The sequence below is a fragment of the Mesorhizobium loti genome (assembly GCF_013170705.1).
GTDB lineage: Bacteria > Pseudomonadota > Alphaproteobacteria > Rhizobiales > Rhizobiaceae > Mesorhizobium > Mesorhizobium loti_D.
In genome coordinates, this window is record NZ_CP033334.1 from 6309479 (window position 1) to 6322026 (window position 12548).

General features: G+C 58.1%; 10 protein-coding genes and 2 pseudogenes. 5 read left to right on the plus strand and 7 right to left on the minus strand.

The features are described 5' to 3' along the window. The first annotated feature begins 16 nt into the window (after positions 1 to 16). The 5 genes and pseudogenes from EB815_RS30710 to EB815_RS30730 all read left to right on the plus strand — a co-directional run bounded on the left by EB815_RS30710 (position 17) and on the right by EB815_RS30730 (position 6871). Positions 17 to 904, plus strand: coding sequence for a dihydrodipicolinate synthase family protein (locus tag EB815_RS30710; RefSeq protein ID WP_065005099.1), 888 nt, complete (start codon positions 17 to 19; stop codon positions 902 to 904). A gap of 147 nt (positions 905 to 1051) precedes the next feature. Continuing rightward, positions 1052 to 2164 carry an IS110 family transposase gene (locus EB815_RS30715; RefSeq protein WP_065004887.1) on the plus strand — a complete coding sequence of 371 codons (1113 nt, stop codon included), beginning with the start codon at positions 1052 to 1054 and terminating at the stop codon, positions 2162 to 2164. Positions 2165 to 2622: 458 nt separating this feature from the next. Then, positions 2623 to 2750, plus strand: a pseudogene (locus EB815_RS30720) (IS630 family transposase); the annotation flags it as partial. 14 nt (positions 2751 to 2764) lie between these two features. Then, positions 2765 to 3361 (plus strand): annotated as a pseudogene (locus EB815_RS30725) (ISKra4 family transposase); the annotation flags it as partial. A gap of 969 nt (positions 3362 to 4330) precedes the next feature. Next, positions 4331 to 6871: a two-component system VirA-like sensor kinase gene (locus EB815_RS30730; protein WP_065004885.1), complete on the plus strand. Its 2541-nt coding sequence runs from the start codon at positions 4331 to 4333 to the stop codon at positions 6869 to 6871. 113 nt (positions 6872 to 6984) lie between these two features. Here the strand turns inward: EB815_RS30730 and virB11 are convergent, their stop codons facing one another. The 7 genes from virB11 to EB815_RS30765 are packed head-to-tail and all read right to left on the minus strand — an operon-like array spanning position 6985 to position 12541. Next, positions 6985 to 8025 (minus strand): P-type DNA transfer ATPase VirB11, encoded by a 1041-nt coding sequence (gene virB11 / locus EB815_RS30735; protein WP_064987370.1) that lies wholly within the window; start codon positions 8023 to 8025, stop codon positions 6985 to 6987. Beyond that, complete coding sequence (gene virB10, locus EB815_RS30740) at positions 8009 to 9148, minus strand: type IV secretion system protein VirB10 (RefSeq protein WP_065004884.1); 1140 nt, start codon at positions 9146 to 9148, stop codon at positions 8009 to 8011. The genes virB11 and virB10 overlap by 17 nt, the downstream gene beginning before the upstream one ends. Then, on the minus strand, positions 9145 to 10026 hold the full coding sequence (locus EB815_RS30745; protein ID WP_027046530.1) for a TrbG/VirB9 family P-type conjugative transfer protein: 882 nt from the start codon (positions 10024 to 10026) through the stop codon (positions 9145 to 9147). Before EB815_RS30745 ends, virB10 begins: the two co-directional genes overlap by 4 nt. Next, positions 10023 to 10736: a type IV secretion system protein VirB8 gene (locus EB815_RS30750; protein ID WP_065004883.1), complete on the minus strand. Its 714-nt coding sequence runs from the start codon at positions 10734 to 10736 to the stop codon at positions 10023 to 10025. Before EB815_RS30750 ends, EB815_RS30745 begins: the two co-directional genes overlap by 4 nt. Beyond that, the gene (locus EB815_RS30755) at positions 10733 to 10891 is read right to left on the minus strand and encodes a type IV secretion system lipoprotein VirB7 (RefSeq protein ID WP_019856524.1); all 159 of its coding nucleotides are present in this window, start codon (positions 10889 to 10891) and stop codon (positions 10733 to 10735) included. The genes EB815_RS30750 and EB815_RS30755 overlap by 4 nt, the downstream gene beginning before the upstream one ends. Positions 10892 to 10917: 26 nt before the next feature. Then, a complete protein-coding gene (locus EB815_RS30760; protein ID WP_064987367.1) occupies positions 10918 to 11802 on the minus strand; it encodes a type IV secretion system protein in 885 nt (294 codons plus the stop codon). A gap of 58 nt (positions 11803 to 11860) precedes the next feature. Next, positions 11861 to 12541 carry a type IV secretion system protein VirB5 gene (locus EB815_RS30765; RefSeq protein ID WP_064987366.1) on the minus strand — a complete coding sequence of 227 codons (681 nt, stop codon included), beginning with the start codon at positions 12539 to 12541 and terminating at the stop codon, positions 11861 to 11863. Positions 12542 to 12548 lie beyond the last annotated feature (7 nt).

Here is a 12548-nt window from a genome sequence, read left to right on the forward strand (position 1 = left end):
TTCGAAAGGAATGGAGATGACTTTGTTTCGCGGCCTGTCGGCGTTCCCCCTTACGCCAACCGATGCCGAAGGGCATGTCGACACCGAGGGTCTGGCTCGTTTTCTCGAGCGTATTCAACGCGCGGGAGCGGACTCCATCGGCCTTCTGGGGAGCACGGGCGGTTATGCTTACCTCACCAGGGAAGAACGCAAGCGTGCCGTTCAGGCTGCCGTGGAATGCATCGGCGGCAAAACGCCTCTTGTCGTGGGTGTGGGTGCATTGCGTACCGATGAAGCTCAGGCTCTGGCGCGCGATGCCAAATCCGCTGGTGCTGACGGCCTGCTCTTGGCACCGATGTCCTACGTTCCCCTGAACGAGGACGAAGTCTTCCAGCACTTCGTCGCGGTGGCCGAGGCGGGGGAATTGCCTTTGTGCATATATAACAATCCAAGCACCACGCGCTTCACATTCAGCGACGCATTGATCGCCCGGCTGTCAGAGGTGTCCAATATCGTCGCGGTGAAAATGCCTCTGGCGGCAAATGACGATTACGCGGGGGAACTGGCACGTTTGCGGTCGATGACGCCTGACACGTTCACAATCGGATACAGCGGCGATTGGGGCGCGGCGGATGCCCTGCTTGCCGGATGTGACACCTGGTACAGCGTTGCGGCAGGTCTGCTGGCGGTCCCGGCGCTTGCGCTGACGCGTGCAGCGCAGTCCGGCGACGCGGTGGAGTCCACTCGGTTGAACCGCGCTTTCGGGCCGCTCTGGACCTTGTTCAAACACTACGGCAGCTTCCGCGTTATGTTCGTCATCGCCGACTACCTCGGTCTGGCGCACGTCCAGCCACCGCGCCCTATTTTGCCGTTGCCGGAGGACGCCGGAGATGACATTAAGCAGGCATTGGAGAAGCTCAAATAGCCGAGCACAGGGCATGCCCAGTGCAACTGCTAGACGTTATGACCGTGGTCTGAGCGGCGGCCCGCCCTTAGTCTTTGCAGCTGTTAAGCAAACGGGGGTTGCTCGGGGAGTGCCCGAGCCGAGCCCCAAGCGAAGAAAGGACGGGCCATGAAGCAAGATAGCGTTTTTTACGTCGGTGTCGATGTGTCGAAGGCGAAGCACGCCACTGCGGTTGCCGAGGGTGGCCGCAATGGGGAGGTCCGGTATTTCGGCGAGATCGAGGCGAGGCCGGCGGCGGTCGAGCGCTTCGTGCGCAAGCTGGAGAAAAAGCATCCTCGCCTGCATTTTTGTTACGAAGCCGGCCCGACCGGCTACGGGCTCTACCGGCAGATCGTCGAGCTCGGTCAGCGCTGCGATGTCGTTGCGCCCTCGCTGATCCCCAAGCGCCCGGGCGAGCGCGTCAAGACGAACCGGCGCGATGCGGTCAGTCTGGCGCGGCTGCTGCGGGCCGGAGAATTGAAGGGAATCTGGGTTCCAGACGCGGTGCATGAAGCGGTGCGCGATCTAGTGCGGGTGCGCTCCGCGGCGAGCGAGGATCTGCGCAAGAAGCGCCAGCAGCTTCTGTCGTTCCTGCTGCGCCATGGCCGGGTCTTTACCGGACGCAAGAACTGGACCCGGAGCCATGCCCGCTGGCTGGCGGCGCAAAAGTTCGACCATCCGGCCCAGCAGATCGTGTTCCAGGACCAGGTCGACGTGGTCACCGATGCGCAGGACCGGCTGGAGCGGCTGGATGCGCAACTGGCCGAGCTGGTGCCGAGCTGGTCGATGGCGCCGGTGGTGATGGCCTATCAGGCGCTGCGTGGTGTGTCCTTCATCGTCGCCGTCACTTTCGTCAGCGAAGTCGGCGATGTCCGCCGGTTCGACACTCCGCGGCAGCTGATGGCCTTTCTCGGCCTGGTGCCCTCGGAGCGCTCGACCGGTGACACGGTAAAGCGCGGCGGCCTGACGTTGGCCGGCAATCGCCGCGCCCGCCGCGTCCTGATCGAAGGCGCCTGGGCCTACCGCTATCCCGCCAGGGTGACGGAGCCCATTCGCGTCAGGCTCGAGGGTCTGCCGAAGGCGGTGCGCGAGATCGCCTGGAGGGCGCAGACTCGGCTTTGCGCCCGCTACCGGCGCCTGATGGCTGCGGGCAAGAACAAACCCATCGTCGTTGCGGCGATCGCGCGCGAGATGGCGGCGTTCCTGTGGGCCATCGGCCACCAGGTCGAACCGGTGCGTTGAGATGCAGTGCGCTTCTTCATCGAAGATCAGGATCCCGACAAGCGCGCCCCCGGCGCGGTCGCCGCCGGATTGAAGGCTCTGCCCGCGCCGGATCTCCCGGCGGAAAAACCGGGCAGCACGGTGACGGGATGTGGCCACGGTGGGGAACTCCCGTCCTAACTATGTGGCTGGGCATCAGCCCAACGCCCGATACTAGACAGGGATAGCCCAGGACGGATTACGGAAGTGCGGTAACCAACCCGCGGATAAGAGCTGGATCAACCGTCGTCTCAAGGCCCCATCCCGTCTCCGTGCTGCCCTCATCAATGGCAAACAAAACCTGTGGCAAAAGGCATAGGGCGAAAAAGGTCATCCATCATCTTGACCACGGTCATAAGAGTTAGGCACCCGGCGCTCGGGCGTTCCACGCACCGTTCGAGATGGAAGTTGGGCGGCGCAGAGTTGGATCGGGTTGGTCGCGCTTTGGCTTTGCGGTCTCTTCGGTGGTGAAATGGTCGCAACGTTATCGTGCTCCGGTAGCGCCGGGAAGATGGGCGGCCATCGCAAAAGCGTTCTGCAGCCGCATCGAACTTTCATCCGCGACCAAACGACCGGAAGTAGAATTTCGAGCTGATCGTAGGCCGCTCGCTGCCTGAAGAGGGTGCTCCGCGCCACATCGGTTTCGTCTATGGCTATGATCGCGAGCCGCAACGGCGCATTCTCGACCAAGAAGCAAGCCAATCAGGATATCACCTTCATCACCGACGGTGGGGAAGAATCGCCGACTGGTTCCATATCACCGTGCGCATCAGGGTCCTTCGGCAGTTCGTGCAAGGGCTCGAAAACCAGGACGAGCAGACCGGACAGGACCTGCTCGAACTCTGCGCAGGATCAAATGGCATCTCTGGCATGTTGACGTCTATCGGGCCCGTCACGGAATCGCCGACCTGCAATTCGACGCGGAAGGTCTCGAAACAGGCTAGACGAACATCCGCAAGTTCCTGACCGCCATCGGCGAGTTCACCAGGCCTACATCGCCTCCAACAGTGCCAGCCTGATTAATTACGGCGAGCGTTAGCGGTCCGGAGATCGCATCTCTTCGGCCCTCGTCAAGGTCACCGTCAACGCCGTTCCAAGCGGGTCGCCAACAAACGGCAGATGCGGTGGAGCAGGATCGGCGCACATCTTCTGCTGCAAACCCGCACGCAGATCCTCGATGACCATCCCGACGCGCTTGGCGTGCAGCCCCTCACCTCGCCCGCGCCCCGCGGTGGTTCTTGCCAAGAGACGCTCGCTCGCATCTAACGAAAACCGCCGCTGCATTTAGCTGCATCCATTGTTCGGATGCGTGCGATCCAAACAATCAATTTGTTCAATCAGCTTCTTGAAAGCTAACCCTTGTTTGGTGGAATATGGGCTCTGTCGTCGACGCTGGCTTAATGCAGGGGCTGCATGCAGGAGATACAATGCACAGAGATCGCAAGCGGGTTAGCGGCATAATGGCTGGCCGACCGGTGTCATCCCCAGGCTGCTGCAGCGTGCGGCTTGTCTGTCCCTCCATGATCTCGAATACTGCGACAGGTTGCCCGCCTTGTGTGTCGCCTCGATCTCATAACCGATCGTGAGCTGTTCAATGGGCTATCCTTCGCCGGATAAGAGATGAAGTGCGAACGCTCCTCGGGGATCATGCCGATCGTACGTCCGTCCTGCTTACTCTGGTCAGGCATAGAGCGCAATTTGTTGGCCCAGCTATGAAACTCTTGCCGGAAGTTAGCTCTGCCGCGTGCGTGATGGCTTGAGCGGACTGACGCAACGAAGGCTCACGAGTATTCGGTTCCTGCCGTCATTATGACGAGACTCAACGGTACCTTCAACATCGGCGTGGTTCGACTCGCCACGCGAAAACAGGCAAATCTCGATTGAATCCGTCACGCGGTGTCAGCCTGGCATTGGTGCCTTCCCTTCTCAACAACTATCAAATCAGCACTCACGGATAGCCCAGTTATCGTTCTAACGTGCCTTAACGCCGTGCCTTCAGTTCCACGTTCGCGTCGAGCTCGCGAGTGGCCAGAGTTCGGAAAAGAACGGTCGAAGTCTAATCGCCGCGAAATTCAACGGAGGGTCAGCGGGGCAACGGGGGCAAAGTGCGACGGTGTCTAAGCCGTCTTTGTGGGGGGAGAGGTACACATGGTTTTCCTGTTCCAGCAGCATCCGGCCGCACACCGAAGCAATGAGGAGCAAGAATTCGGATCGGACTTTCGCAAGGCGCGCACCGCGCATCAAACGCCGTTTCGTTGTGAAAAAAGGCTCAGTACCGACAACGTTTTTGTAATCGCCCTGGCGGCCTCGTTTGCGCTCTTGGTCGGGATACAGAGGCAGGACCCACAGGTCGACGAGGCGGTCCTAAGTGAACTGCGAACGATTCAGATCAACTACGCATTGCTCCAGCGCGATGTCGCTCGCGCTCGAACCGACATGGTATTGGACTTCCGCACCGTTGATTCTACCCTCCAAGCATTGCAAAGGAACGTTACAAACTTGCAACGCCTTGCCGAGATTTCGCCCGATGAGAGCTCCGGAGCGCACTCCAGGTTGCTTGCACAGCTCAAAAAGTCCGTCGAAAACACAGAGGCTGTCATCTCGGCAGCGGCTGCGCAAAATGAGCTTCTGCAAAGCAGTCTCGTACGGTTTGCTCGCTCGGTCAATCGCCTTGAGGGGGCGCCGTCCAACAGGCTTGAACTCTCCAATTTGATCCTTCAGTTTTCGGCCAGACCGGGATTCAGCCTCGCATCACAGATCGATCAGTCTCTCAGCCGACTTCCTCCGAGCCAGGACCAAGCCACCCACGATGTTGTCCGCAACGGCCGCGCTATCCTGTCCGCGTTGTCGAGAGTGGACCGCGCAGCCGATCGGATCGCATCCTTTAACACGTTCGCCAAGGCCGCCGAACTGGAGGGCGAATATCTGAAAGACTACAGCTTGGCCAGCGCGCAAGCGCAGCGCACACGACTTTTCTTTGGCTCGGTGTCCATATGCCTCTGCTTGTTTGCGATCATTCGGGCCTTCAGGCTGCATGTGCGGACGAACCGGTTGGAAAGGCGGCTGGAGCTTGAAGAGGCAATGCGTGAGATCGAAGCTCGTTTCAACGAAAGTAAAGCAAAGAACGCGTCGCCGCGCTTTTCAACCGAAGCAGCGCTTAGACTTGTTCAACGCGCCTTCGACGCGGATCAATGCGCGCTTGCTCTGGTGGATCCGAGTCTCAGCAGGCATACCGAGTGCTTTGCGACGAACACGTGCATGCGTGTCTGGAACGTCGCGCTTCTTGATGAAGTCGTTTCACTTGTCCGCGCCGGATGGCCAGTATTTCGCGTCGTTCCGGCGGCGGAAATGGTTCGCACCGCCCCAGACACTTCCGGTGTTTGTCAAATTGTTGCTTGCAGGGCCTCCGATCAGCAGGCTGTGGTTTGCATCCTTGTTTTTGAACGAGATCGCTCACTCCCTTCAGCAGGCGACCTGCGGGTTCTTGCCAGAGCCATTGTGCGTTTGAGCAACCATCTTGAAATGCAACGTGTAAATGCCGAACGCGACCTTCTGGCGAGTCGATGGGAGCATTTGGAAAGGCTGAGGACCGTCGGCACGATCGCAAGCGGCGCCACACATGAGTTCAACAATATTTTAGGCGCAATAATCGGATATTCAGAAATTGCCCAAGGTCTGGTGCGTCGCCCCTCCAGAATACGGAAGCACATCGATCAAATCATCTTATCTGGACGCCGCGCCAAGCTGATCGTTGACCAGATCTTGTCACTCAGCCGAAACCGCAAGCGCGTTGCAGTGCCTTTCAACGTCTCCGAAATTGTCATGGATCTTGCGCCATTGCTGCGGGTTACAGTTCGTGCGGGTGTTCAGTTGAACTTCAAGATCAACGAGTGGCAAACGATGGTCGAGGGCAGCCCAACCGAGATGCAGCAGATCCTCATGAATCTGTGCAAGAACGCGTCGGAGGCTGTCTTGAACGAGGGCCGCGTCGAGGTTAGCGTTTCTCGCGCCCAGGTGTGCCAAACCAAACCGCTGGCTCAGGGCACCTTGAGACCTGGAGATTACGTTCTCCTCTCCATCAGCGACGATGGCCCGGGAATCGCAAGTTCGATACTTCCGCATGTCTTTGAGCCCTTTTTTACCACGCGCTCTCTCGTCGGCGGGACCGGGCTGGGTCTTGCTGCGGTTGACAGAAACGTGAGCGCGCTCGCAGGATGCCTTGACGTCACCTCGGCTGTTGGCCGAGGGACGCGCTTTGATATCTACTTACCGGCCTCCAAGGAGGAGCCAGTCAGCGCTGACATCGCTTTTGGCCCATACGACGGATCACTTGGCAACGGAGAAATCGTTGCAGTCGTGGAGCCCGATCCAGCTGAGTTGGAGATCTACAAGGACAAGATCGCCGCGCTGGGTTATAAGCCCGTCGGCTTCGCGACCTTCGAAAGTCTTTGCGGCTGGACCGAGAGCGGGAAGGCAGCAGACCTGCTGATCTTAGGTAAAATGCCCTTCCTGGAGCGAGGACAGGCCGAATCCGTGGTCGCCACCCTCATGACGGTGCCTGTCATAGTCGTCGGCGAAATCGACCCCATGCCGGTCACATCTGCCAATCAGGCCTTCGTCCTTTGGCTAGCGAAGCCGGTTTCGTCCCGGACAATGCAGCATGCGGTTCGTACAATGATGATGGCATGATGCCGCCGACTCGATCGGGCTACCTAAGAAATCCGAGAAGACCGTCAAAAGGGCATTGAAGCAGAACAATGACGCGTCACATCACCGGCTTTTCGATCCCGAGACGTTGTTCCTTAGTGCGTGTTGAGAAGGTCGGCTACTGTCTCTCCCCGTCGACGGGCATCGGCGGCGAGCCATACCTCTCCCACCTCATACACGTCGCCTTGGGTACGGAACGGTACGATGACGTCAATGGCAGCCGACAGCATGTCCAGAAGCGTGCGGTCTTCCACAGCGGCTCCTTGCGCGCTGCTCTTGACGAGTGAAAAGAGCTTTTTGAAACCTTGGACCGGATCAGCCCCATGAATCGTTGATATCGATCCCGCATGGCCGGAGACGACTTCGCTAAGGTAGGCCCAAGCGGCATCATCGCGCATCTCGCCAAGCAATATTCGATCGGGGCGCATGCGCAAGCTGGCTTGCAACAGTTGCTCGGCCGTCATCGCACCTGCGCCTGCTCGGTCCTTCGGATAGAGTAAGCGGACATGGTTCTCGTGCGGGATTGCAAGTTCGAGCGTGTCCTCGATGCTGATCAACCTCTCTTGCGGGGGTATAGCGTTGATCAAAGTCTTGCTCATTGTCGTTTTGCCGCTTCCACTAGGTCCGCAAAGCAGCATCGTGAGCCGCCCGCAGACGCAGGCACGCAAAAATTGCTCCAAGTCACCATGGTCGTAGTGCTGAAGAATTGTTTCGTCCTGCCGCTCTTGGCGCTCTTTTCGCGATCGCCACTGATTCCAGCGCGAGTATTCGTAGCGAGTTGAAACTTCCTTGAGTTCGGTCACACGACTTGAGGGACGCCGTATCGTCAGGCTTATTGTTCGTGAGGGTACAGCGGGCGGCAAACAGATCTGCAGCCGCTCTCCGTTCGGCAACTCAGTCGCACAGAGGGGGCTTTGCGGTCCGACGTCTTGCTTGCGCAGCGCTCCCGCCAGGATCGCGATGTCCTCCAGATCATCATAAGACAGCGGCAGCGGATGTTTCGTGAAAAGGCCGGCTTGTCGGACAAAGGCTTCCCCAGGCCGGTTGATAGCGACCTCTTCGGTGCTTGGCTCCTCAAGCCATTTCAGAACGGGCTCGAGGAGCAAACGCAATTGAGGATCAGCCTCCGATTGCATTTTTGTCTCTCCGGCGTTCGCGATGTTGGGCTGGCGCCACTGCCGTCGCTCTAAGATCGTATACATCTGAGAAATCGAGGTCCCGAGCCACAAAGATGGATACGGCATCTCCCTGGTTTTTCTTCAGGGTTGGCGGAACGTTGATCGTCGCTCTCAGTGTCGTCTCGACGGCTTGTCCACCGTTGCTCTGGAAGCTGTTGATGCCGCTTCCTCCGCCAGAGCTGGCCGCGTATTGACCGGCCGCCTGAAACGCCCCTTGGATGACGCTCATGAGTATCGCTCCGCCAAAGCGTTCCCGGAAGTGATTGTCCACCGTGCCAGGCATTCCGGAGCGGCCGAGCTCGTCAGCGCCCGGCGATGCTATCGAAACCAGAGCATGGTCAGGTGTTTCGATGCGCGTCCACAGCACGAAGACACGCGCATCCCCCTGCTGGAGACCACGCTGGATCTCGCCAATCACGGTCGTCCCGCGATCCAAGAGCACGACATTGTTGGTGGCGCCGCGGACGTCTTTAGGTAAGACGCACTTCACATAGCCGGGCAAATTTGTGTCGACTGCCGTTTGCAAAATACAGGGAATGATCGTTCCTTGAGTAATCACGAGATCAGGGTGCGGCAAAAGTGTGGCCCGGCTCGGCTCCTGTATATCTTGCTTCAATCGGCCTGACAGATCGCCACCGATTGAAATCTCATCCGCGGTCGCCGGAGCATCCTTATGGTTGTCTTCGCTCCGCCGATCGTCATTGGCCATTTGACCGCTGCCACTGTAGGCGAAAATTGGTGTTTCCTCGGGCGGCGGATCAGCTGGCGCCGGTGGGGGCGGCGTGGATGGCGCAGGATCTGCCGCCTGCGCCGCCTGCACCGGTGCTGGAGGTTCGGGAGCAATCTCAATCGGCACGGGGCGGAATGGCTCGGCGCTGGTGACAATTGGCGGTTTTGGCTGAGATGGTTCGTCTTGTGTGCTGGGGCGACCTCCGAGCCAGATGAGCGATAGAGATGAGATGAGAACAAGAGCAGCGACGGCCAATTTCTGCGATCCCGAAACCTGCCGGCGGGCCGGCTCCGAGACCATCGATCCGGATGCATGTACATCATGTCCCGACTGTGGGCCGGTTTCATTCATCGGCCCGAGCCTTTCAAAACGCGCCACACGTCGGGTGTCACTGTACCGGTCCCTGGCGCTCGTCCCATAGGATCATAGGCCCTGTTGAAAATGGACAAGACCGTGTTGCCATCTCTCAGACGCCATTCCCGGGCGACTGCGGATACTTCAACATAGTCGCCTTTTACTGCGTAATTGGCAGCGGCTTCCTTGCCGTCTGGATTGATAACGTAGAGGGAGGGTATGCGGGAATTGCTTGGGAAGCCAAATACCGTGGTAAAGCCATTATCAAAAACTTCCAGCGGCGCCAGCGATCGATCGCCCTTTGCGACATAGTGAAAATTGTTTTCGTCCGGACTGGCAGTTGCGGCGGGCCGATTCAACAAATCCTGAACTCTCTCGTCTTGCAGCACTTTCGCCCGGGCCTGGCCAAGAATCGAGCGCCTTTCTGCTTCCTTTCTCTGAGCAGCAGCCTCATCGGCAGGATAGGTGAACTGCACACTGTAGTATAGGTCTGGTTGCTGCTCATCGAGTTTGGGCATCGCCCTCGTGGAAATGCTGAAGACGTATCTGCGTGTACCGGACTCGCTCTCGGCAAGCACGATGACCGGCTGGGGCGGCAGGATGCGACTAGCCTTAAAGAAGAGATAATTGGCGCGCGGAAGCGCAGCCAGGTCTTTGCTATTGGAAACGGCCACGGCTGCGACGGTCTCGTTGGCCGCGAATGTGACAACCAGCGTTGCCCCCACTGCGGTCGATAGGCGCACCACTTCGTCGGGACGGTAAGCCAGGTAGCGCATCCGCGCATCATGCTTGCCAGCAAGGGGCGTGTCTTCCGCCCACGCTTCCATCGTTAGGAAGAGTGAACAGGCCAGCGCCAGAAATGCTCTTTTTGTCATGGCTGCACGAAGCCCAGGTTCGATACGGTATCTTCCGAGGCTTGATAGGATGTGACGAGTAGACCTCCTGGATTGGTGAGCCTCGATTGCCCAGACAGACCCGTCAAGCGCTCGTAGCGGATGGTAGCTGTCCAGGTGGTCACTATCGGCATCTGCCCATCGACAATAAGGGTACGTTTGTAGCGGATCTGTTGAACGTCCGGACTGAGGTCGTTCGAGGAAATATGCGCGACCTCGAGCTTGCCGCGCTTGCCAACCGTGACTTGGGGCGAGGTGGGATTCGGATAGTTGAAGAAATCTTGATATTGCTGTTGCACAGCCGGTGCGCTGAAACTGGATACGAGGTCATAGGCGTATTGGGCTGTATCTGCTGTGTAGCCCTCGCGCAGGCGTACATATTCCCACAGTGAAGCATTTATGACGGCTCGATCTTGGGTTGCCGGCAGTCGCGAGATTGACACTTCGCTGTCAACGGTCCCATCAGGCCGTACCCAGAGGAACACAGGTACGAGCTTGGCCAACGGGACCATGGCAGCGATGGTAAATGCCTGGGCAACATTTCCGAGGACCGCCGCTGCGGCAAAAGCTATCAGGGCCTTTGACAGGCGCCGCGCAGACTTCGCTCGTGAAGTTTGAAACGCTTCCACCTTCTTGTAGTGGGCGGCTAGCGTTTCTCTCTCCACCAGAAGGGCATGATCAGGAAACTTCACTTAGGCTCTTCCGCACATTCGACCTGAAGATCCTCAGGGGTGGTTTCCCATTGTCCCACGTTCAGCTGGAATGGCGCACCCGTACAGGTCGCAAGCCGATCGGTTGTCTTGCAGGCGGCCAAAGCGAGGATGGAGAAAAGCAGGTAATATTTCATGTATTGGCACCGCGTTCGTAGATTGATTAGCCACGCGCCGTTTTGGCAAAGTGGCGATTGAGGTTAAGAGGTGGGTTCGCCCCTGCCCAAGAGCCGCCGGCGATGCTGCTGGCGATCGTCGGAAGCGCGACGATCAGAGCGTCACCAGCTAGGAAAAACATGTCGAGCTCGTAAAGCCCGATGATCTTGGCTGCTGTCGTGCCCGAGAATTTGATCACCGTCAGCATAAGCAACAGCGAGGCTGCTTCGGCGGCGATAACTATCGTTCCAACGATGTTGAAGAGGAGAAGCAGCAGCCCGTACGAGAGCAGTTGGCCGATCCATTTGGTGGCCATATCTCGAGTATGATCAAAAAGGTAGGCTACAAGGACCAGGGGGCCGATAGTCAACAGCACCTTCGTCAGAATTCCAACGGCATCGTAGATCTCGAACGTTGTCCACAGCGCGCCGTAGAAAATCCACTGCGCTCCCTCGAAAGCAAGTATGTCCTGGCCGTTCATAGGGCCAATTTCGGAAGCAATTACCTGAAAGGCATACTGACTTGAATCAAACATGAAATCGAGCTTCTTGGGGATCTCGATGAAGGGGAAGTCGCTGCCACTGATGTGGTGAGCAAACCTCGGAATCGTGTCGTCGAAGAACAATTCAATGTACTGCTGGTAGTTGGCCTGCCCTAAGATAAGGCCAACGACAATCGACACCATGATTACGCGCGAGATACCCCCGCGCGTATCGACTTGCCCACGCATGACCAGACAGCCTTGGATTATTATCCAAAGCGTGACACACGCAACCAGAGGCGCACTGACCGCCTCTTGGATCTTTCCGAGCACTTTATGCAGCTCCAACGTAAAGGCCATATTAAAGATCTCGTGTATAGTCGTGAACGGCGTGGGAATTTTGAAAGTCATGGCGTGAGCCTGATTTGTCCCTGATCAGTGCAGCTGAGCCGGATGAACTCTGCGTGCTTCACTGCCATGGGCTAAAGATCTTGGCGGTGTCTTGGCGTTCGCGACGCTGCGTGACGGACTCCTCCGCGGCGTGAAGGCTCCCTTGTGCAGTGGCCATCGTCAGCAAACTCGTGGCCTGGACATTTTGGATGATCGCATCGTGAATCTGCTTGAGGACCAGCCCGTTGGTCACGGTGGCCTGCACAATATTTCTCGAGCTGGAAAGCTGACCAAGCGTGCTGTCGTTAGCCTTAACGCGCTTGTCCATTACGTCCAGAGTGTCGGCTGCAAGAGCTGCGGCATTGGCGGCACCAGCGATTTGCCCCTGTAACAGTTTCCCTTCTGCATCGGAGCCGGTGACTATCCGAGTTGGGTCCTGCGCAATGTTACGCGCCATGGTCGAAACTGGCGCCCGAGCATCAAACATCTGCCCCTCCAGCTTATTGCTCGACGGGTAGTGATTTCCTTGGTTCATTGCGCCCAGCAGTCCCGTGACAGCAAATGACGACTTCAGCATTTCCACCACTTCGATCGTGGCAGCGAGCGTCTCGGCTGACTTTATAAGGATCGCCGCGGCGGAAGCCGCTGTTAAGACCGATTGTGTTTCTGTTACTGGGTCGCTGACGACCCATTGCGCACGGGCCTGTGTGCTAAGCAGAAAGGAAGCAAGCGTTATTACTGCAAGCTTGGCCAATCTCATCAGTATT